The organism is Bacillus infantis NRRL B-14911 (assembly GCF_000473245.1).
Classification (GTDB): Bacteria; Bacillota; Bacilli; order Bacillales; family Cytobacillaceae; genus Bacillus_AB; species Bacillus_AB infantis.
Window position 1 is genome coordinate 2,106,677 of record NC_022524.1, and the last position, 20,570, is coordinate 2,127,246.

Annotated in this window: 19 protein-coding genes; 10 read left to right on the plus strand and 9 right to left on the minus strand. The window is 47.7% G+C overall.

Features of this window, described 5'->3' with window-relative positions:
- Positions 1–63: 63 nt before the first annotated feature.
- From wecB to N288_RS10580, 4 genes are read left to right on the plus strand one after another with little or no spacing between them, the layout of a single operon-like run.
- Positions 64–1,155 carry a non-hydrolyzing UDP-N-acetylglucosamine 2-epimerase gene (wecB, locus tag N288_RS10565; protein ID WP_022543807.1) on the plus strand — a complete coding sequence of 364 codons (1,092 nt, stop codon included), beginning with the start codon at positions 64–66 and terminating at the stop codon, positions 1,153–1,155.
- Positions 1,148–2,137, plus strand: a complete 990-nt coding sequence (locus N288_RS10570) for a polysaccharide biosynthesis protein (protein WP_009790838.1) — start codon at positions 1,148–1,150, stop codon at positions 2,135–2,137. The genes wecB and N288_RS10570 overlap by 8 nt, the downstream gene beginning before the upstream one ends.
- Positions 2,134–2,961, plus strand: a complete 828-nt coding sequence (locus tag N288_RS10575) for a dTDP-4-dehydrorhamnose reductase family protein (protein WP_009790839.1) — start codon at positions 2,134–2,136, stop codon at positions 2,959–2,961. The genes N288_RS10570 and N288_RS10575 overlap by 4 nt, the downstream gene beginning before the upstream one ends.
- The gene (locus N288_RS10580; protein ID WP_009790840.1) at positions 2,958–3,896 is read left to right on the plus strand and encodes an NAD-dependent epimerase/dehydratase family protein; all 939 of its coding nucleotides are present in this window, start codon (positions 2,958–2,960) and stop codon (positions 3,894–3,896) included. The genes N288_RS10575 and N288_RS10580 overlap by 4 nt, the downstream gene beginning before the upstream one ends.
- Here the strand turns inward: N288_RS10580 and N288_RS10585 are convergent.
- The gene (locus tag N288_RS10585; protein ID WP_009790841.1) at positions 3,893–4,597 is read right to left on the minus strand and encodes a glycosyltransferase; all 705 of its coding nucleotides are present in this window, start codon (positions 4,595–4,597) and stop codon (positions 3,893–3,895) included. The two genes, N288_RS10580 and N288_RS10585, sit on opposite strands and share 4 nt — an antisense overlap.
- A 158-nt stretch (positions 4,598–4,755) precedes the next feature.
- Here N288_RS10585 and N288_RS10590 point away from each other — a divergent pair, with 158 nt between their 5' ends.
- Positions 4,756–5,985: a glycosyltransferase family 4 protein gene (locus tag N288_RS10590; protein ID WP_009790842.1), complete on the plus strand. Its 1,230-nt coding sequence runs from the start codon at positions 4,756–4,758 to the stop codon at positions 5,983–5,985.
- Between the two features lie 43 nt (positions 5,986–6,028).
- Here N288_RS10590 and N288_RS10595 read toward each other — a convergent pair whose 3' ends face one another.
- Genes N288_RS10595 through N288_RS10620 form a run of 6 tightly spaced genes read right to left on the minus strand, consistent with a single transcriptional unit; the run spans position 6,029 to position 10,968 of the window.
- Positions 6,029–6,487 carry a dTDP-4-dehydrorhamnose 3,5-epimerase family protein gene (locus N288_RS10595; RefSeq protein WP_009790843.1) on the minus strand — a complete coding sequence of 153 codons (459 nt, stop codon included), beginning with the start codon at positions 6,485–6,487 and terminating at the stop codon, positions 6,029–6,031.
- Positions 6,477–7,328, minus strand: coding sequence for a dTDP-4-dehydrorhamnose reductase (gene rfbD, locus N288_RS10600; protein WP_009790844.1), 852 nt, complete (start codon positions 7,326–7,328; stop codon positions 6,477–6,479). Before rfbD ends, N288_RS10595 begins: the two co-directional genes overlap by 11 nt.
- Positions 7,325–8,281, minus strand: coding sequence for a dTDP-glucose 4,6-dehydratase (rfbB, locus tag N288_RS10605; protein ID WP_009790845.1), 957 nt, complete (start codon positions 8,279–8,281; stop codon positions 7,325–7,327). Before rfbB ends, rfbD begins: the two co-directional genes overlap by 4 nt.
- A 1-nt stretch (position 8,282) precedes the next feature.
- The gene (gene rfbA, locus N288_RS10610) at positions 8,283–9,170 is read right to left on the minus strand and encodes a glucose-1-phosphate thymidylyltransferase RfbA (RefSeq protein ID WP_009790846.1); all 888 of its coding nucleotides are present in this window, start codon (positions 9,168–9,170) and stop codon (positions 8,283–8,285) included.
- A gap of 41 nt (positions 9,171–9,211) precedes the next feature.
- Positions 9,212–9,850 (minus strand): acetyltransferase, encoded by a 639-nt coding sequence (locus N288_RS10615; protein ID WP_009790847.1) that lies wholly within the window; start codon positions 9,848–9,850, stop codon positions 9,212–9,214.
- Positions 9,847–10,968: a DegT/DnrJ/EryC1/StrS family aminotransferase gene (locus N288_RS10620; RefSeq protein WP_022543809.1), complete on the minus strand. Its 1,122-nt coding sequence runs from the start codon at positions 10,966–10,968 to the stop codon at positions 9,847–9,849. Before N288_RS10620 ends, N288_RS10615 begins: the two co-directional genes overlap by 4 nt.
- Positions 10,969–11,568: 600 nt before the next feature.
- Between N288_RS10620 and N288_RS10625 the strand changes: the two genes are divergently transcribed.
- From N288_RS10625 to N288_RS25650, 3 genes are all read left to right on the plus strand, one after another.
- Positions 11,569–11,925 carry a hypothetical protein gene (locus N288_RS10625; protein WP_009790849.1) on the plus strand — a complete coding sequence of 119 codons (357 nt, stop codon included), beginning with the start codon at positions 11,569–11,571 and terminating at the stop codon, positions 11,923–11,925.
- Positions 11,926–12,523: 598 nt separating this feature from the next.
- Positions 12,524–15,583, plus strand: a complete 3,060-nt coding sequence (locus N288_RS24675; RefSeq protein WP_442852296.1) for a hypothetical protein — start codon at positions 12,524–12,526, stop codon at positions 15,581–15,583.
- Positions 15,584–15,771: 188 nt separating this feature from the next.
- Positions 15,772–15,966 (plus strand): hypothetical protein, encoded by a 195-nt coding sequence (locus N288_RS25650; RefSeq protein WP_269147789.1) that lies wholly within the window; start codon positions 15,772–15,774, stop codon positions 15,964–15,966.
- Between the two features lie 276 nt (positions 15,967–16,242).
- Here N288_RS25650 and N288_RS10635 read toward each other — a convergent pair whose 3' ends face one another.
- Entirely contained in the window at positions 16,243–17,778 is a 1,536-nt protein-coding gene (locus N288_RS10635; RefSeq protein WP_009790855.1) for a glycosyltransferase, read from the minus strand.
- A gap of 187 nt (positions 17,779–17,965) precedes the next feature.
- On the opposite strand from N288_RS10635, the gene N288_RS10640 reads away from it, so the two are divergent.
- Positions 17,966–18,826: a glycosyltransferase family 2 protein gene (locus N288_RS10640; RefSeq protein ID WP_009790856.1), complete on the plus strand. Its 861-nt coding sequence runs from the start codon at positions 17,966–17,968 to the stop codon at positions 18,824–18,826.
- Between the two features lie 20 nt (positions 18,827–18,846).
- Entirely contained in the window at positions 18,847–19,587 is a 741-nt protein-coding gene (locus N288_RS10645; protein ID WP_009790857.1) for a glycosyltransferase family 2 protein, read from the plus strand.
- Between the two features lie 85 nt (positions 19,588–19,672).
- Here N288_RS10645 and N288_RS10650 read toward each other — a convergent pair whose 3' ends face one another.
- A complete protein-coding gene (locus N288_RS10650) occupies positions 19,673–20,515 on the minus strand; it encodes a hypothetical protein (RefSeq protein WP_022543811.1) in 843 nt (280 codons plus the stop codon).
- Positions 20,516–20,570 lie beyond the last annotated feature (55 nt).

Consider the following 20,570-nt stretch of genomic DNA (forward strand, 5'->3'; position numbering starts at 1 on the left):
CATATTTTAATAACTATATAACTGTGTTTTTCGGGAATGCAGGACAGGGAGTGGAATAAAACCATGAAAGTAATGACCATCTTGGGTACAAGACCGGAGATCATCCGGCTGAGCCTTATCATCAACAAGCTGGATCAGTTATGCAGCAGGCATATCCTTGTGCATACCGGACAGAATTTTACAGGCAATCTGAGTGATGTGTTTTTTCGGGAAATGAAGGTGAGAACGCCTGATGTTATTCTTCTGGATAAGCAGCATTCTCTCGGGGAACAGCTGTCAGCGATATTCTCGGGACTTGAGAAACTCATCCTTGCCGAGCGCCCTGACCGTGTCCTTGTGCTTGGGGATACAAACAGCGGCCTTGGAGCCATTATAGCTGAGAGGATGGGAGTCCCTGTCATTCATATGGAAGCAGGCAACCGCTGCTTTGATCTTGAAGTGCCTGAAGAAAAAAACCGCAAAGTGATTGATGCAATCTCTACTTATAATCTCCCCTATACGCCTCAAAGCAGAGAAAACCTGCTGAGGGAAGGAATTCCTTCCAGCAGAATCATCGTGTCAGGAAATCCAATATATGAAGTGCTTCAGCATTATAAAAGCGAAATTAATCAAAGTCCGATACTAGAGGAATTAAAACTGGAACCAAAAAGCTATTTCCTGGCGACTATCCACAGAGCTGAAAATGTTGACCGGGCAGATCGGCTTAAGGAAATCATGAAAGGACTGAATCTTACGGCGCAGAAATTCCAGCTCCGCATGATATGCAGCATCCATCCGCGGACCAGGTCGAAGCTGTCGCAATTAGAATCACTTGATATGCATCCCCTGGTAGAATTTCATGATCCATTTGGTTTCTTTGATTTCGTGAAGCTGGAGAAAAATGCTTTTGGTGCACTTACCGACAGCGGCACTGTCCAGGAAGAATGCTGCCTTTTCCATGTGCCTGCAGTAACCATTAGAAAAACAACGGAGCGGCCGGAAACGATTGAATGCGGAAGTAATATGGTTTCAGGCCTGAAAGCTGAAGACATCCTGAGGTGTGTGGAGGTCATGGCTGCTTCTGACAGGAATTGGAGTTTTCCGGTCGGATATGAACAGCCTTTTGTATCTGATAAAGTCATTAAAGTTCTATTGGGAGGAATGAAAAATGTTTAAGGATAAAACCATTTTGGTGACCGGGGGCACTGGTTCATGGGGATATGAGCTTGTCCGGCAGCTTCTTGAAGAAAGCCCGCAGGAAATCAGGATTTTTTCAAGGAATGAATCCAATCAATTCACCATGAAGCAGGAGTTTGACAATAATCCCCGCCTTCATTTTATTATTGGCGACATCAAAGAAAAGGATGAACTGACTGAGGCCTGCTGCGGGGTGGATTTTGTGTTCCATCTGGCGGCGCTTAAGCATGTCCCTGTTTGTGAGGATCAGCCACTTGAAGCCTTAAAAACGAATGTACACGGCACTCAAAATGTCATTGACGCGGCCATTCATAATAATGTCGAGAGCGTTATCTATATCTCAACGGACAAAGCCTCCAATCCTTCTAATTTCTATGGGCTCTCAAAAGCGATGGGCGAACGGCTTATCATCCATGCCAATACGCTTCCCACTAACACAAAGTTCGTATGCATACGCGGCGGGAATGTGCTTGGAACGAACGGAAGCGTCATTCATGTATTCAAAAAGCAGATTCGGTCAAAAGGGAAAATCGGCATTACAGATCTGGAGATGACAAGGTTCTTTCTGACTCTCGAGGACGCAATCAAGCTTGTTTTCAAGGCGACAAAAGAAAGTGCGGGCGGTGAAATCTTTGTTATGAAGATGCCTGCCTGTAAAATACTGGACCTGGCTTATGTGCTGGCAGATGAAGCCGGGAAGCAGGATATCGAGATCGAAGTGCTCGGGACACGGCCGGGTGAAAAGATCCATGAGCTCCTTCTTTCTGAGTATGAAGCAAGCACAACGGTCATTTTTGACGAGGAATACTTTGTTATTCTGCCGCCCATCCATATTCCGGGGCTGAAAGAAGCCTATTCAGACTGTAAGCCTGCTGAGCTGGAAACCTATAATTCCAGCAAAGGACTCATGGGCCGGAAAGAAATCAAAGAAATCCTGAAGAAGGGCGGTTTTATTCAGTGAAGATACTGATCCTTGGGGGAAGGGGCATGGCAGGCCATATGATGGTTGCCTATCTTAGGGAAAACACTGATTACCAGGTTTTTTTTACCACAAGGGACCGTGCTGATAGGGAAGGCATTTATCTGGATGCAGCGGATTCACCCATGCTGGAAAAAGTAATAGATCAGCATAGGCCTGATATCATCATCAACTGCATCGGCCTGTTGAATGGCCAGGCAGCTGAGAATCCCAAGCTCGCTTTTCAGCTGAACGGCCTTTTGCCCCACCAGATTGCAAGGTTTGCAGAACGCTATGGGGGAAGGCTCATCCATATCAGTACAGATTGCGTGTTTTCCGGCGGGATAGGCAGCTATAAGGAAGAAGATACACCTGATGGGACATCGATTTATGCCCAGTCCAAGCAGCTAGGGGAAATTGTGGACAGCAGGCACCTGACAGTCAGGACCAGCATTATCGGACCTGAGCTGAAGGATGACGGAATCGGCCTGTTCTTATGGTTCATGAAGCAGCAAGGCAGGATCAATGGGTATACGGAAGCCTTATGGAACGGCGTCACAACACTGGAATTGGCCAAAGCAGTGCGCGGCATGATTGAAACTGAACTTAGCGGCCTGTGCCATCTGGGCGGCGAAAGGAAAATATCAAAGCATGATCTGCTTGTATTGTTCAAGGCGATATTTAATAAGGACGGAGTAGATATCGTTCCGGACAGCGGTTTTGTGCTGGACAGGACCATTGTGAACACAAGAACAGATTTTGACTATCATGTCCCTGGCTATGACGAGATGATCCTTGAGCTGAAAGATTGGATGGACAGACATTGAAAGACGCAAAGAGAATCCTTATTACAGGAGCTTCAGGTTTCACAGGCAGGCATGCCTGTTCTTATTTCAGGAAAAAGGGTTTTTTTACAGCAGCTTCTGTGCATCGCGGAAATTTGCAGGAAAGCGAGGCAGATCAGATAGAAATCTGCAATCTGCTTGATAAAAATTCTCTGGATCAGCTTGTCAAAAAAACCGATCCCGGGTATGTCCTTCATTTGGCAGCCCAAAACCATGTAGGGAAATCCTGGGAGGATCCTTCTTCTTCCTTTGAAGCGAATGTGCTTTCAACACTATATCTGCTGGAAGCACTCCGCAGGTTAAAGCCTGAAGCCAGGGTGCTGGTCACAGGTTCTGCGCTGCAGAGCTGCTCTGAAGATCATCCGCATCCCTACAGCCTTACAAAGTCGATGCAGACATCACTGGCCCGGGCATGGGAGTCTCTTTTCAAAATGGATGTGATGATTGCTAAGCCCTGCAATCTGATCGGCCCTGGGAATTCAAATGGAGTTTGCTCTTTATTTGCAAGCAGGATTGCCAGGATGGAGTCAGGGCTTGAGGAAAAAGTGCTTTACGTAAACAGCCTGCAATCGAGCCGGGATTTCCTGGATGTTCGGGATGCAGTTCGGGCATATGGATTCATATTGGACAAAGGGGAGCGGGGAGAAATATATGATGTCTCATCCGGATCCTCCCTTACTTTAGGGGATGTGGCCGGCTATTTAAAAGCGTGTGCTAAAACAGATTTTGAAGTAGACAGCAAATCCGCTGATCCGGATTCTGAAAGGTATTCACTGGATCCAGGAAAACTGCAGAAGCTGGGATGGAATCCGGAAATAAGCAGAGAGCAAACCTTTGAGGATCTATTACACTATCAACGTGACATTCTAATCAATGAAGGCAGGTTGAGCTCCAAGGAACAGAAGGGGATGTCTTAATGCAGTTTGCTTAAAAGAAAAGTGTCATATTTCTTACTGACTTCTGCAAATTCTGCCCATAACTCATTAAGATGCTTTATGGTGCCCATGTTTTCGTGATGCCTGTGATGGACCAGCGGAGCATTCAGGAATTGAAAATCTGTATGATGAAGCACGCGGAGCCACATGTCATAATCCTGGGTGTACAATAGATTTTCATTAAATAACCCAGTTTTTTTAAACAGACTGGACTTCATGATCACAGTGCAGCCGTTAATATGGCAGGATGTTCTTAAAAAAGAATAAAAGGCCTTTTGATCAAAGATGGTCTTTCCGGCAGATTGCTGTATAATGACTGATTGATTATTGATAATATGGAAGTTTGTATAAGAGGCACTGGCATTTATCTTTTTCATATATGCCATCTGCAGTTCTGTTTTACGCAAATCAAAAAGATCATCTGAACTGAGCCATGAAAAATATTCCCCGGTCGAATGCCGGATGCCCAAATTGACCGCACTCGCTGTTCCGCCATTTTCCTTTTCCAGGTAGATGATCCTGTCACGGAAAGGAGCTATTTTTTCAATATGCCTGTCTGAACCGTCATTGACAACGATAACTTCTTTGTTTGGATAAGTTTGATTAACAGCACTCGAAATGGACTGGGCTATATATTCATCATTATAAAAAGGAATGATAATGCTCACTTTAGGCTGTGTCATTGTAAGTGCCCCCTAACATAAATTAACAATAGACTGTTTTATATATACGCCAGAGAATCGAAGGGTATGCGCCGCCTTAGCTTCCGGCCGGCGGGGCATAGACGGAAAAGAGAAAGGATGTTTAGAATGAGAAAGTATACTGCCTGGTGGGCTGTCACATGAAAATCTTGATTACCTCCTTCTATCCCCTCCCGTATCCGGGTGGGATCTGGACATTTGTTTCAAAGCTTAAGGAACGCCTGGAAAGTATGGGGCACAGCATTACCATTCTAAGCCTGAATCAGGACACCCTGAACTACAGGATTCTCGGACAGCCAGAGGAGCTGACAGAACAGCAGGTGTCAGCAGGTTTATATGAAAAGGTAAAAAGGGCTTACCCACAACAGAATACGGGGAGTTATATTTTCCAGACAGAAATATCCAGGGGCTTCTTGGAGCTGGCTGCACTGCATTACGGGCTGGATGGCTATGATGTGATTTATGCGCAGGACGCTATGTCAGCAGGCGTCATCAGCAGGATTAAGCCAAGAGGAGTACCGCTTGTCATGAGTGCCCATGGATATTTATCAGGCGAAATCTTTCACTATCTGAAGAGCCTGCGGCCAGGTGCGCCAGATCAGGAACTTCTCCAGACTGATGTGTATAATTTCTTTCATAATCTGGAAAGGCTGGGCTATAACTCCAGTGACTTCATCCATTCACAATCCGAATGGATGAACAGGTTAATCATTGATGGCTCACAGGTGCCTGCTGAGAAGGTGATGCAGTTTCCGTACGGGATGGAAACTGACAGCTTTATTCGGGCCATTCAAGGAAGCGGAAAACTAAACAAAAGGGGAAAGAAAGTCATTCTATTTACGGGCAGGCTTGTCACTTTAAAAGGTCTGCACTCTTTAATACCAGCGCTTGGCAAACTCTCTAGGGAGAGGCAGGACTGGGAATGCTGGATTCTTGGCGAGGGAAGTATAAGAGCAGAATTAGAACAGGCATGCCGAAAGTTTGGGATTGATGGTTCTGTCAGATTCTTCGGCACAGTCGAAAATGTTCTGCCCTACTTGAATAGTGCAGACATCTTCGTCCTGCCTGGGCTACAGGATACACAGCCCCATTCTGTCATGGAAGCACAGCTTGCCGGCCTGCCGGTTATTGTCAGTGATGCTGCCGGTTTGCCCGAGATGGTCCAGCACCAGGTGAATGGCATGATCTTCCCTGCAGGAAACAGCGAAGTGCTGTTTATGCAGCTCAGAAGTCTCCTGCAGCATGATAAAAAACGGCTTATGATGGGTGTGAGTGCCCTTCATTGGGCAAAAGCAAAATGGAGCTATGATTCTTTGGTTACTAACATTCTTTCCATGTTCAACAGAGCAATCGCGTTAAAGCATCCATAAAAAAGAGCTGGCCTTTATGTAAAAGGGCCAGCTTTTCTTTTTGCTATCTATTTCTGGTCTCCCAGTCAAATCCGATGGAGGGATCATCCCACGGAATCCTTTTTTCATCTGGTGCAGCAGGGTTATAGGATTTTGTCGTACAATACACGACCGTAGCCGGATTCTTGCCGAGCACCCTGTAGCCATGTGCTACTCCTTTGGGAATCAGGAGAATCATGGGATTATTTTCACCCATATAATACACATTGGTTTCACCGAATGATCTCGAGTTTTCCCTCAGATCATACAGGACAACCTGCGCATTGCCTGATGGAAAGAACCAAAGGTCATCCTGCTCTTCATGATAATGGAAGGCCTTGATCACTCCTGGATAGGAGGTCGACCAGGAAAGCTGCCCGAAATGGGACAAAAGGTTTTCATCATCGCGCACCACTTCTGCAAAAAATCCGCGGTCATCACAATGCTTGATTAGTTTTTTCGTTATGACACCCTCAATTTGCATCACTTTCAGCCTCCTTTGCCAAATAGTCGTACAAGGCATCCTTCCAGTTCCTCATAAAAAACCCGCAGCCATTCAATTTCTTATTGTTAAGCACCGAATATGGCGGCCTGCGGGCAGGAAGGCCATAAGCCTCTGTCGAAACGGGTTCTATTTCTGCACCGCTTTTTAAAAATACTGCAATTTCCTTTGCAAACTCAAACCAGCTGCAGCTTCCCCCGTTGGAAACATGGTAAATGCCGGGAGCCTGCTCTAAAAGAAAATAAACGGCTTCGGCCAGATCTTTTGCGTAGGTAGGAGAGCCCATCTGGTCACTCACGACCTCCAGTTTGCTTTCGGTTTGCAGCAGCCGGGCGATAGTGTTGACAAAATTCTTGCCGCCATGTCCGTAAAGCCACGAAGTCCTGATAATCAGGGTATCCGGATTGGCAGCCATGGCCAGTGTTTCACCGGCCCGTTTGCTTTCTCCATAAGCATTAAGGGGGAAAGGAGGATCCTGTTCTTCCCACGGGACGGATTGATCACCGGAGAAAACATAGTCTGTGCTGATATGAATGAACCTGGCCTGCAGCCTTTTCGCTTCCCGCGCCAAATAAAAAGGAGCAATAGCATTGATAAGGAATGCTTCCTCTCTTTGGGTTTCACAGAGGTCGACAGCCGTAAATGCTGCCGCATTGATCAGCACTTCCGGCGCCACTTCCTTCATCCGCTCAGCTGTGGAATATGCATCTGTAATATCCCACTCGTCCCGTGAAAAGGGTAATACGCTGCATCCAAGCCGGGCAAGTGAGGTAGTCAGCTCCCTTCCCAGCTGGCCGCCAGCTCCTGTAATCGCAATTTTCATCCTGCATATCCTTTCAGCCGGCTCTTATACCAATCAACGGTTCTTTCAAGTGCCTGTTCAAGCGGAGCTTCCTGCTTCCATCCCAGTTCAGACTGGAGCTTGGAAGAATCAATGGCATATCTGCGGTCATGGCCTTTCCGGTCCTCCACATATTCTATCAGGCTGTCAGGCTTCCCGAGGAGGTCCAGGATATGCTTCACAACCTCGATATTTGTCTTTTCATTGCCTCCGCCGATATTGTAGACTTCGCCCAGTCTGCCTTTTTCAAGAATCAGCCGAATGGCTCTGCAGTGATCTTCTACATAAAGCCAATCCCTGATTTGCAGACCATCCCCGTATACCGGGATTTTTTCATTATTGAGCGCTTTGCGCACAATGGTCGGTATGAATTTTTCGCTATGCTGGTAGGGTCCGTAATTATTGCTGCATCTAGTGGTGATGACAGGAAGCTTGTAGGTTTCCCGGAATGAACGGACAAGTAGGTCGGAGCTTGCCTTGGTTGCAGAATAAGGATTGTTCGGCATAAGGGGGGAATCCTCTGTAAAAGCGGACTTGCCTGCTTCAAGGGTCCCGTACACTTCATCCGTAGATATATGAATCATTTTTGCCGCACGGCCTTTAAGCATATTTAATAGAAGCTGATAGGTGCCGCTGATGTTGGTCTCAATGAACAGGCTGGCATTCTGGATGCTGTTGTCGACATGCGATTCTGCAGCAAAGTGGATGATGCTGTCATAGTGCCGGTCAAAGGCCGTTTCAAGTTCCTGTTCATTGGCAATATTGCCTTTAATGAAACGGAAGCGGGGATGACTGTAAAGTTTCTTCATTTCTTCCGGATGGCTGGCATAGGTAAGTGCGTCGATGACCGTAACGCTGACGGAAGGATCTTTCAGGGCAAGATGGACGAAATTAAGTCCGATGAATCCTGCAGCACCTGTTACTAGAAGTTCCATGCTAACTCCTTTCCTGAGTAGAATCAGATTTAATGAGCCTTTCAAGATATTGGCCGTAGTCGTTCTTCTTTAAAGGCTTAGCAAGATCAAGCAGCTGATCTGCGGTGATAAATCCTTTTCTGTAGGCGATTTCTTCAATGCATGATATACGGATATTCTGTCTGCTCTGGATCGTTTCGATAAAAGAAGAGGCCTCCATCAGTGATTTATAGGTGCCGGTGTCCAGCCAGCTGAAACCCCGGCCAAGCAGCTCAGCCCTGAGGGTACCCTGCTTTAGATATAGCTCATTAACCGAGGTGATTTCGTATTCCCCCCTGGCTGACTTTTCAATGCTTTTTGCAAAGTCGACCACCTGGTTGTCATAGAAATACAGTCCGGTTATGGCATACTGTGATTTCGGCTTCAGCGGCTTCTCCTCAAGTGACACGACATTCTGGTCTTTGTCGAACTCTACCACGCCAAAACGCTCGGGGTCTTTTACCTGGTACCCGAATATCGTCGCTCCTTTGTTACTGCTCACAGCCTGTTCAAGGATTCTGGTAAAATTATGGCCGTAAAAAATATTGTCTCCGAGAATCAAAGAAACAGAATCTTTTCCGATGAAACTTTCGCCGATGACAAATGCCTGAGCGATTCCTTCAGGTTCCGCCTGGATGATGTAGCTCAGGCTGATGCCAAGCTTTGAACCATCTCCAAGGAGGCTTTGAAAGCGCGGGATATCCTCCTTAGTCGAAATAATAAGAATTTCTTTTATTCCTGCCAGCATCAGAACGGAAAGGGGGTAATAGATTAATGGTTTGTCATATACAGGAAGGAGCTGTTTGGAAACTGCTTTTGTCAGCGGATAGAGGCGTGTGCCATGGCCGCCGGCAAGTATGATGCCTTTCATGCTGTTCACATCCTTTACATATTGCAGACCTCCCCAGAGTGCTATTCTTCCAGCCTCTTTTTAAAGACTGCAGGCACGCCTGCATATAAAGACTTTTCCGGTACATCATCCTTTACGAAGGCACCGCCGCCGATCATTGACCATGCACCGATGATCACTTTTTCTCTGATAGAGGAACCAATGCCGATATATGCGCCTTCCTTAACCGTGACATTGCCGGCAATATTTCCTCCCGGGCTGATGGTTGCATAATCTTCAATAATATTATCGTGGCTGATGTTCGTTCCGCGGTTGATGATGACATGATCGCCGATCCTTATATTGGTGGTCATGATGGTTCCTTCACAAATCACCGAACCTATGCCGATTGTATTTCTATTTGAAATATTGACAACAGGATGTATGAGCGGCGGAGCAAACTGGAAGCCGGCGCTTCGGGTCATTTCTGAAAATCTTTTCTTCAGAGAAGGATCTCCAACGCTTGCGCAAAAGATTTCGGCCTGGTCTCTTAAATGGTAAATATCGCTTAAGGTTCCGAGCACCTCAATATCATCAACGAACCGGCCTTTCATTTCCGGTCTTTCGTCCAGGAATCCCGCCACCTCAATGCCTAACTGCCCGCACATATGGAGCACCTCCCGGGCATGGCCGCCAGATCCCCAAAGAATTAACTTTTTCATCCCATGCTTCCCTTTGAAAGAGATGCAGCAACTCGCTCCACATCTTCTTTTACCATACCTTCCCAGAGCGGCAGGCTGAGAATTCTGTCAGAAAGGCTATCGGTGACTGGCATTTCAGACTTTTTGCAGGCAGAGAACAGCTTCTGCTTGTGGCAGGCTGGCGAAAAGTAAGTGCGTGCTTCAATGCCATCTGCTGAAAGCAGCTTGACATACGACCCGCTGTTTTCATTTTCAGGACATAGGGCCGGCATAAACTGATGGGCAATCGAGCCTTCAGTTCGCTGCAGCTTCCAGTTTTTCAGGGACGGGAGTGTCAGAAAAGCTTCTTTATACCACTCGTAAATCTGCTGCCGTTCCCGCACTTTTTCCGGATAGGCATCAAATGTTGCGAGAGCTATAGCGGCTGCATATTCTGACAGCTTGCTGTTCAATCCCATTTGGACGGACTCCCTGTCAGCAGAAAAGCCGAAATTGCCTGCTTTCCTGAGTTCCTGTATCGTCGCCGCGTCCCCGCTGTACAGGAGGCCGCCTTCACCGATCCCAAATGATTTGGTGGCATGGAAGCTGAACACACTTACACCGGGAAAGCCTTTTGAAAAAGCACCTTCCTTGCCCATGGAACCAAAGCAGGGTGCCGCATCAATCACTACAGGAATTCCTGAGCGGTGAAGCTTAACATAGTAATCTAAATCTAAGTTTGTGCCAAAGGTTGCATACGGTACAACGACCGCTGTTTCATCTCCAAGGAGATCCAGCGCTTCCTCAAGGAGGGACTCATCCATGCACCAGCTGTCTTTATCGACATCAATGAAATATGTCTCCAGTCCGCACCACATCGCTGCCAGGGGTGTTGCTGAAAAAGTAAAGCTCGGCATGATGGCATACCTGCCCTCTTTGCGTCTGGTTCCGCTTATTGCCAGCATCAGCCCGATTGTAGCGTTGTTCACTGTAAGCGCTCCGCCATTTCCTTCAAAATACTCAGCAAGAACCCTGTCCTCGAACATGGTATTTAAAGGACCGTAGTTGCTGTACTTTCTCGTTTTTTCAATTTGGCTTAAATAATGTGAAAAGGATTCCTGTTTAACAAGATTCGGCTGTAAAAACGGAATGTTTTTCATATTTCTTCTTACCATCTCCGTTTCTATGATTTGTATTAGGAGGTATTCACCGGCAAGGTGGACACGATGCTGAACCCTCTCAGCGTTACGGGATTTTAAAGTGCTTAGTTGATAATTAGTGAGCTGTTCATAAAGCATAGATTTTCTCGCCCGGAAGTAAATTCTGAAAAAGAAAAATACAGCATTCAGTGTTTCGTTAGCAGAGGCCGGTTATTCTCTTTTCTGCCGCCAAATTATATTATGATGATTTACCTGTTGAAGTTCACAACATCCGTTTTTTTAGTGAATCCGTTTAAAGGGGAGTCTGGTTCCTCATAGATTTACTTCCCTCAAAATTTCGGGTCCGTTGAATTTTGTAATTACATATTTTGTAACTTTGCATTCATATAAGGCATACGTACAGTGTGCAAAAGCCTGAAATTATAAAAGATAGGCTAATAGAGCTTCACATAAAACAAAGGATGAATATTATGAGTTGAGGATGAGATGTTATTCATTCTTGCAATAGAGATACTCTGCCTGTGTAGATACAGAGGTGACTTTAGACAAAAAGATTAACAGCTTTGGCATATGAACAATATTTAAAAGGAGGTAAATTTTATGGCAGTCATTTCAACGGGGCCAATCGAAAATCCGGCTATCAGCGGAGCCAGACAGGTTACCCAAATTACCGTAATTGCGGATAACAGAAATTCTATGAATGCATCTACAATCCTTATTCAGGGCTACATTTTAAATGGGACAAGGACTCTTTATGTTTCGGAAGTTGTCAATCTTGGTCCAAATCAGGTGGCAACTCGTAATTACTTTGGAAATGTTGATGCATTTGAATATGTTTTTACGACAAGCGGGCCAGCCGAAGCAAGCACCCAAATCTCTCTTTGGGGCAGATCAGCAGCTGGTGCTATTACATTCACTCAGCGCCTTGTTTCCGATGAAATATTAGGACAATTTTAGACTGAACCAACCTTAAATCAGCTGTACCTTATAAAGGATAAGTCATGAATTGCTTTTGGAATTCAGTCTTTAAAACGTAAAAAAGGAGGGAATAAATTGGCGGTACTTTCCACAGGCCCTATTGCCAACCCCACGGTAGCAGGAACAAGGCTGTCCAGGACAGTTTTAATCAAGGTTGATAATAGGGACAGTATTAATTCTTCCACCGTATTAATACAAGGGTACTTTTTGAACGGTTCAAGAGTCGCATATGTTATTGAACAAGTGAGCCTGGCACCGAATCAAGTTGTGACTAGAGAATATTTTGCAAACTTTAATGGATATGAATTCGTATTTACAACCGGAGGATCTGCTGAAGCTAGCACTCAGATTTCTGTCTGGGGAAGGGATGTAAATGGCCAGCTTGTAGCTGCCCACAGGCTTGTATCAGATGAATTATTAGGATCCAATCAAGGTGTACAGGGTCCTCAAGGACCGCAGGGAGTAACAGGATCCCAAGGTCCGCAAGGAGCAACGGGAGCTCAAGGATCTCAAGGGCCTCGAGGACCTCAAGGAGCAACAGGGTCACAAGGATCTCAAGGGCCTCAAGGATCAACTGGTGCTCAGGGATCTCAAGGGCCTCAAGGATCAACTGGTGCTCAGGGATCCCAAGGGCCGCAAGGATCAACTGGCGCCCAAGGATCTCAAGGACCGCAAGGATCAACTGGCGCTCAAGGATTTCAAGGACCGCAAGGATCAACTGGCGCTCAGGGATTTCAGGGACCGCAAGGATCAACTGGCGCAACGGGAGCCCAAGGACCGCAAGGATCAACTGGCGCTCAAGGAGTTCAAGGAGTTCAAGGACCGCAAGGATCAACTGGAGCAATGGGAGCCCAAGGACCGCAAGGATCAACTGGAGCAATGGGAGCCCAAGGACCGCAAGGATCAACTGGAGCAACGGGAGCCCAAGGACCGCAAGGATCAACTGGAGCAATGGGAGCCCAAGGACCACAAGGCTCGACTGGTGCACAGGGAACGACAGGACCACAAGGCGCAACTGGAGCCCAAGGGGCTACTGGTCCGCAAGGAGCCACAGGAGCCCAAGGAGCACCCGGCCCGCAAGGAGAACAAGGTCCACAAGGAGCCACAGGAGCTCAGGGAGCAACCGGCCCACAAGGAGAACAAGGTCCTCAAGGAGCCACGGGAGCTCAAGGAGCCACAGGTCCACAAGGAGAACAAGGTCCACAAGGCGCAACGGGAGCCCAAGGGGCGACTGGTCCACAAGGAGAACAGGGACCACAAGGCGCAACGGGAGCCCAAGGGGCGACTGGTCCACAAGGAGAACAGGGACCACAAGGCGCAACTGGAGCCCAAGGGGCGACTGGTCCACAAGGAGAGCAAGGCCCTCAAGGCGCGACTGGAGAACAGGGAGCGACAGGACCACAAGGAGAGCAAGGCCCACAAGGAGCAACTGGAGCCCAAGGGGCGACTGGTCCACAAGGAGAGCAAGGCCCTCAAGGCGCAACTGGAGCCCAAGGAGCAACCGGCCCGCAAGGAGAACAAGGTCCACAAGGAGACACAGGAGCCCAAGGAGCAACCGGCCCACAAGGAGAACAAGGTCCTCAAGGAGCCACGGGAGCTCAAGGAGCCACAGGTCCACAAGGAGAACAAGGTCCACAAGGCGCAACGGGAGCCCAAGGGGCGACTGGTCCACAAGGAGAACAGGGACCACAAGGCGCAACGGGAGCCCAAGGGGCGACTGGTCCACAAGGAGAACAGGGACCACAAGGCGCAACTGGAGCCCAAGGGGCGACTGGTCCACAAGGAGAGCAAGGCCCTCAAGGCGCGACTGGAGAACAGGGAGCGACAGGACCACAAGGAGAGCAAGGCCCACAAGGAGCAACTGGAGCCCAAGGGGCGACTGGTCCACAAGGAGAGCAAGGCCCTCAAGGCGCAACTGGAGCCCAAGGAGCAACCGGCCCGCAAGGAGAACAAGGTCCACAAGGAGACACAGGAGCCCAAGGAGCAACCGGCCCGCAAGGAGAACAAGGTCCACAAGGAGCCACAGGAGCTCAGGGAGCGACAGGACCACAAGGAGAGCAAGGCCCTCAAGGCGCAACTGGAGCCCAAGGAGCAACCGGCCCGCAAGGAGAACAAGGTCCACAAGGAGCCACAGGAGCCCAAGGAGCAACCGGCCCACAAGGAGAACAAGGTCCTCAAGGAGCCACAGGAGCTCAGGGAGCAACCGGCCCGCAAGGAGAACAAGGTCCTCAAGGAGCCACAGGAGCTCAGGGAGCAACCGGCCCGCAAGGAGAACAAGGTCCACAAGGAGCCACAGGAGCCCAAGGAGCAACCGGCCCACAAGGAGAACAAGGTCCTCAAGGAGCCACAGGAGCTCAGGGAGCAACCGGCCCGCAAGGAGAACAAGGTCCTCAAGGAGCCACAGGAGCTCAGGGAGCAACCGGACCGCAAGGAGAACAAGGTCCGCAAGGAGCAACTGGAGCTCAGGGAGCTACAGGTCCGCAAGGAGAACAGGGACCACAAGGAGCCACGGGAGCTCAGGGAGCCACAGGTCCACAAGGAGAACAGGGACCACAAGGAGCCACTGGAGCCCAAGGGGCGACTGGTCCACAAGGAGAGCAAGGCCCTCAAGGCGCAACGGGAGCCCAAGGAGCCACAGGTCCACAAGGAGAGCAAGGCCCACAAGGAGAGCAAGGCCCACAAGGCGCAACGGGAGCCCAAGGAGCCACAGGTCCACAAGGAGAGCAAGGCCCACAAGGCGCAACTGGAGCACAAGGGGCGACTGGTCCACAAGGAGAGCAAGGCCCTCAAGGCGCAACTGGAGCACAGGGAGCGACAGGACCACAAGGAGAGCAAGGTCCTCAAGGAGCCACAGGAGCTCAGGGAGCAACCGGCCCGCAAGGAGAACAAGGTCCTCAAGGAGCCACAGGAGCTCAGGGAGCAACCGGACCGCAAGGAGAACAAGGTCCTCAAGGAGCCACAGGAGCTCAGGGAGCAACCGGACCGCAAGGAGAACAGGGACCACAAGGAGCCACGGGAGCTCAGGGAGCCACAGGTCCACAAGGAGAACAGGGCCCACAAGGAGCCACTGGAGCCCAAGGGGCGACTGGTCCACAAGGAGAGCAAGGCCCTCAAGGCGCAACTGGAGCCCAAGGAGCAACCGGCCCGCAAGGAGAACAAGGTCCACAAGGAGCCACAGGAGCCCAGGGAGCAACCGGCCCGCAAGGAGAACAAGGTCCTCAAGGAGCAACAGGAGCTCAGGGAGCAACCGGACCGCAAGGAGAACAAGGTCCGCAAGGAGCAACTGGAGCTCAGGGAGCTACAGGTCCGCAAGGGGAACAGGGACCACAAGGAGCCACGGGAGCTCAGGGAGCTACAGGTCCGCAAGGAGAACAGGGACCACAAGGGGCGACAGGACCACAAGGAGAGCAAGGCCCACAAGGCGCAACTGGAGCACAGGGAGCCACAGGTCCACAAGGAGCAACTGGAGCCCAAGGTGCTACAGGTCCACAAGGAGCCACAGGGGCAACAGGATCTCAAGGTCCACAGGGCCCACAAGGAGCCACAGGGGCAACAGGATCTCAAGGTCCACAAGGCCCGCAAGGAGCAACCGGAGCTCAGGGACCACAAGGACCATCAGGAACCCAGCCAATATTAGCATTTGTTAATATTCCGGGCGGAATTAGTGTACTCCCAGCTGGAAGTGAGGTAGTGGTAGCAAGTGTAACAACCAGTGTAACAGCTGGACAAAATATTAAAATTGATTCCGCTGTCCAATTGGATACTTCCGCCAATGCAAATAACTCAATAACAGTACAGTTCAGATTATATCGAGATGGCACTCTCTTGACGACAAGAACACTTTCAAGGGTTTTAGCTGCGGCAGGAAATCAAACCTTTGACATTGCGGACACATATGTAGATACACCTCCGGCCACGAACCCTGCTTCTATCTATCAATTAAGGGTCATTGTCACTGCGCAAACAAACTATACGGCTGCTACTGTGAATCAGCGGAACCTAAATTTAATCAAATTTTAATAGATTAGAGGAATTCATAGATTTTAATCTAGTGACTGATTCAAGGGTAGTTTTACTTCCGATGAATCAATTATTTTTGTGCAGCGAATCAAATTGAGTGTACGCAAAAGCATAGTAAACTACCTTATAGAGTTGTAAGCTCCGGGTACCTCTCAATGTTAAAAGAAATCATTGCAATAATACTCAATGTAAAAGCTGGAGCAATCAGTCTGAAAACATGATTTTTGAAATTTTATAAATGAAAAAGGCTGCTCATATAACGCAGCCTTTTTCCCTTTAATGAGTGGGCATTATGACAATTTTATCCCTGCATGAAGCACAAAACTTTCCATATTCAACATAAAACTCAATTGGATCGGAAGCTTCCATCGGCCACCAACGGATGCTGCCGGAAGTTGCTTTTGAAGCAAAGAGATTAATATCAGCAGGAATATTCCCGATTATAATCACTTCGAAATCTCTGAATCCATTTTTTATGCCTTTATTTAAAATCTCGTACAGCTGAATGTGCTCCTTCTCATCAGAAGAATAGGGAATCGGAAAAATGATTGATTTCTTTGACATGTCTTCACGGATAGCGTGTGCTGTTTTTCTGGCCGGGTCGTCCTGGCTGGTTTCCCAGATTCTGCTGTACGGGACCAGCTCAGGCATCTCCATGCTCCTGATTTTTTCGTAAATCCGATTGTAATAATAGTTCTTCAGCTCCCTGACGAGAATCTGTATTTGTCCGTTTCTTGTAAAGGTTGAGTTGCTTCCACCTTCATTTCTGTACTGGATATACAGCAGGTCTGGAACAGAAGCATATTTAGTAGACAAGAAGGTCCTGACAAGGAGGTCGTAATCATCGCTGACAAGGAGCTCCTCGCGATGCCCGCCTACAAGGTGATAGCATTCTCTAGTCCAGGCGCGGGGGTGGTTAGGTAGCCCGACCAGATGACGTATGGTATTTCCATTGATGGTTGTATGGCGCAATATGTTTTGCCACCGGTTCATTGAGTGCAGCCAGATCCGATAATAGACGCTGTAGCCGAAGCCACAGTCCCATCCGTACCAGTGGGCGTGGAGGTTTTCAGCGAATACCTCTGTACAGTCGCCGTAAACAAAGCCGCAATCAGGGTTTTCCTGAAAGGCACGGACAATCTTTTCCAGGCAGTCTGCTGTTAATTCATCATCATGGTCTAATTCAACTAGAATCTCACCCGTACAAAGGCCGGCTGCATATCGTTTGATAGAGCCTATATAACCATTATAGCTGTCCTGCCTGTATCTCCTGATTCTCGGGTCGTCCAGCTTGCTTAAATAATCCCTGTAGGTTTCTTCGTTATCACCGGAATCATCGACTATGACCCATTCCCAATTATCATATGTCTGTGCCTGCAGTGATTTGAAGGGCCTCTGAATCTTTTCTTTAGATCTGTAGGCAGCCGTAAAAACAGACACAAGGGGTTTGTCAGAAGTGAAGCTTGAAAGCGGCACGGTTTTATTCTCAGGAAGAGGATCGGTCGCTGAGAGCCAGCAATAAAAAAGCTTACCGGGTTCAATTTTATCGGGTGACTCAAAGTGCAGCCAGCGTTTTTTTTCGTGGGCCGGCATGCTGATGAGACCTGGGAAATCCCTCCAATCACTGCCTATCGAGACATAAATCCTCGGCAATTTCGAGTTGATGTCTGTAGGTTCGTCCTCGTTTCCGCACAAAATGACAAAGATGTGATCTTCGTATAGTTTTGTTTGAAGGGTGTCCAATTCTTCCAAAGGGACATCTTCTGCAATAAAAAAATAAGCCTTAAGCATTGGGGTCATTTTATCCTGCATAGGTAATCTCCTATTCTATAAAGTGGCATACTCTTCTATTATTTATATGCACACCTCAAACCTTGTTGCCAAAACTGGGGCAGGGCGGAATTTCAGCAGAACTGGGCGGAGAACTGAACACAGGAAGGGGATACGGAATAGAGTAATTAAAGCGAGAAATCCAAAAATCACCGGAAGGAGATTATCTATGTCTTTGCCCCTTGTGAGCATTCTAATTCCTGCCTATAATCGGCCGGTTACTCTTAAGACAGCAATCGAGAGCGCGCTAAACCAGACTTATCCCTGCAAAGAGATTATTATTTGTGATGACAGCTCTGACAACAGGGTAGAAGAGATGATGAAAGCCTGCTTCAGCGGTACAGACAATATCCGCTATTATAAAAATGAGAAAAATTTATTTTTGAAAAACTGGCATAAGCTGCTTGACCTGGCTTCAGGAGAATATGTCAATTACTTAATGGATGACGATGTTTTTGATAAATATAAAATCGAGAAAATGATGTATTACTTCCAAGGGTTCCTGGATATAAAGCTAGTCACCTCCTATAGGCAGACAATTGATGAAAAGGGGAATTGGCTGTCTCCGCTGTATGCAACTGAAAGGCTTTTCCATGAAACAAGGGTGATGGACGGGAAGGTTCTTGCTGATATGGCCCTTTCCCGCTGTTTGAATATCATAGGGGAGCCCACGACCGTTTTGTTTAAGAAAGAGGACTTGAAAGAGCCGTTTGGGGTTTTTGCAGACCAGCAATATTCACTCCTGAATGATATGGCAGCCTGGCTGAATCTTCTGTCCGATGGCAGGGCGGTTTATATGCCTGAACCTTTGAGCTTTTTCCGCCTGCATGCAAATCAGAACAATAATGTCCTTGGACCAGCAGCATTCAGTGAATGGCTTGATCTCCTGGTTGCTGCGAGGGAAAAAGGGTTTCTTGCATTGGATGAACTGTATAAACAGGGACTGTTAAATTATCGCTCCAGAGTGGCGGGGATTGAACGGTATACCACGGATATCAGTCGAATAGACCAGATTATCAAAGACTTATAGCATGGAGGGGGGAGAGTGTTATGGTCAATAAAGCGGCTGCAAAGGAACTTGTGTCAATTGTCATTCCGTTTTACAATTGCCAATATATTGCGAGGGCAGTCGAGAGTGCACAAAGGCAAAGCTACCCATATGTTGAAATTATTGTAGTGGACGATGGCTCCACAATGTATACTGAGCAGCTGGCTCCTTATATGAACAGCATCCGCTATATACGAAAAAATAATGGCGGGACAGCATCAGCCCTTAACGAAGGAATAAAGCAGGCAAGGGGGACGTATTTTGCCTGGCTGAGCTCAGATGATGAGATCCAGCCGTCTAAGGTCCGGGCCCAGCTTGCTTTTATGCAGAGAAGGGGAAATATGATCTCCTTTACAAATTTCAATCAGATCGACAGCCAAGGCAGAATGATCAGAGCTTCTCTCAATAGGAAATATACCGACCAGCTTACCTTTTACCGTGACTTGAAGGATTTTTGTCCTGTCAACGGTTCTACTGTAATGGCTCATATGAAAGTCATACGGAGTATAGGGCCGTTCAATGAAAAGTTAAAAAATACCCAGGATTATGAGATGTGGCTGAGAATCGCTTTGCAATACGAATTTGGGTTCCTGGATGTGCCTTTGACACATTACAGGGTTCATGAAAGGATGGGCAGCAAGGTTCGTGCACACGATTCCACTGTAGAAATTGCAGCTCTTCATCAAATTTATAAACCTAAAATTGCCGAACATATCCGGAAGCTTGAAGCGGTATCCGGATGAGAATACTTGGAAATATATCATAAAAGAGGTGGCCAGGGAGCCATCTTTTTTATTGTAAAGAAAAAGCATCCTGTTGGATGCCTCTTCAATGGTGCTTAAAGTTCTCTGGGCTGATCGCTTCCATTTTTAGAATGAAAGCGGAAAGGAGGCCGATTTGTCCTTCGAGCTCTGTGATCTGCTGAAGGCATATAGAAATGGAGGACTCATATTCCTTCACTTTGCCTTGGAGCTCTTTCAGCTTATCAGTTAAGCCGGGATTTTTATTTTCCGGCCGGGGAGGTGACGGAGTTGTGTTTTCATGTTCCTTAGAAACCGGACTGGCCATTCCAATCTTTGTTCTAAAACTTAAAAGCTCATTCATGGTGTTCTGCTGCATTTGAACCAGCTGATTATTGTCTTCAAGCAGCCTGTTCCGGTCCTTTTTTAAGATATAAAATTCCTCTAGCTGGTCTTCAAGAGACTTTTCTTTAGCTTTTAATTCTGCCTTTAACCTGACCACCTCTTCTTGTTTGGGATAAGTGTTCTCCTTGAATTCTGCAAGTTCAGCCTGCAGCCTATCATTTTCCTCCCCTTTGATCTGCAATACTTCTTCCAGTTCTATTATCTTCGCACTGCTTTTGCTGCATTGTTCTTCCAGCTCTCCAATATAGTCCTCTAAATGGCTGAAGGACGACAAACTGTTTCGTGACTCTTCCTCATGCTTTTTTACAAAAGCCATTCTTTCTTCATCCCGGCTGTGCACCAGCTCTGCCAGTTCTTTTTCGAGAAGCAGATTTTTTTCTTTCAATGTTTCCAGCTGGCTGTAATGATAGTCATCCTGGTATTCTTTTACCTTTGCTTTGTAACGGGACAGCTCGGAGTTCAGGTGGATGATTTTCTGCTTGAGCATGTGATAATCATCTTCTCTATACACGCTGGATCGGAGCATTTCGCCACCTCTGCTTTCTGGGCTGTAATGGTATTGCCATCCTATGCAGGAATAT

Excerpts from the sequence above, each read along its gene's own strand:
- wecB (WP_022543807.1), top strand. The coding sequence starts at position 64 with ATGAAAGTAATGACCATCTTGGGTACAAGACCGGAGATCATCCGGCTG.
- N288_RS10570 (WP_009790838.1), top strand. The coding sequence starts at position 1,148 with ATGTTTAAGGATAAAACCATTTTGGTGACCGGGGGCACTGGTTCATGG.
- N288_RS10585 (WP_009790841.1), bottom strand. The coding sequence starts at position 4,597 with ATGACACAGCCTAAAGTGAGCATTATCATTCCTTTTTATAATGATGAA.
- N288_RS10590 (WP_009790842.1), top strand. The coding sequence starts at position 4,756 with ATGAAAATCTTGATTACCTCCTTCTATCCCCTCCCGTATCCGGGTGGG.
- N288_RS10595 (WP_009790843.1), bottom strand. The coding sequence starts at position 6,487 with ATGCAAATTGAGGGTGTCATAACGAAAAAACTAATCAAGCATTGTGAT.
- rfbD (WP_009790844.1), bottom strand. The coding sequence starts at position 7,328 with ATGAAAATTGCGATTACAGGAGCTGGCGGCCAGCTGGGAAGGGAGCTG.
- rfbB (WP_009790845.1), bottom strand. The coding sequence starts at position 8,281 with ATGGAACTTCTAGTAACAGGTGCTGCAGGATTCATCGGACTTAATTTC.
- rfbA (WP_009790846.1), bottom strand. The coding sequence starts at position 9,170 with ATGAAAGGCATCATACTTGCCGGCGGCCATGGCACACGCCTCTATCCG.
- N288_RS10615 (WP_009790847.1), bottom strand. The coding sequence starts at position 9,850 with ATGAAAAAGTTAATTCTTTGGGGATCTGGCGGCCATGCCCGGGAGGTG.
- N288_RS10620 (WP_022543809.1), bottom strand. The coding sequence starts at position 10,968 with ATGAAAAACATTCCGTTTTTACAGCCGAATCTTGTTAAACAGGAATCC.
- N288_RS10625 (WP_009790849.1), top strand. The coding sequence starts at position 11,569 with ATGGCAGTCATTTCAACGGGGCCAATCGAAAATCCGGCTATCAGCGGA.
- N288_RS10635 (WP_009790855.1), bottom strand. The coding sequence starts at position 17,778 with ATGCAGGATAAAATGACCCCAATGCTTAAGGCTTATTTTTTTATTGCA.
- N288_RS10640 (WP_009790856.1), top strand. The coding sequence starts at position 17,966 with ATGTCTTTGCCCCTTGTGAGCATTCTAATTCCTGCCTATAATCGGCCG.
- N288_RS10645 (WP_009790857.1), top strand. The coding sequence starts at position 18,847 with ATGGTCAATAAAGCGGCTGCAAAGGAACTTGTGTCAATTGTCATTCCG.
- N288_RS10650 (WP_022543811.1), bottom strand. The coding sequence starts at position 20,515 with ATGCTCCGATCCAGCGTGTATAGAGAAGATGATTATCACATGCTCAAG.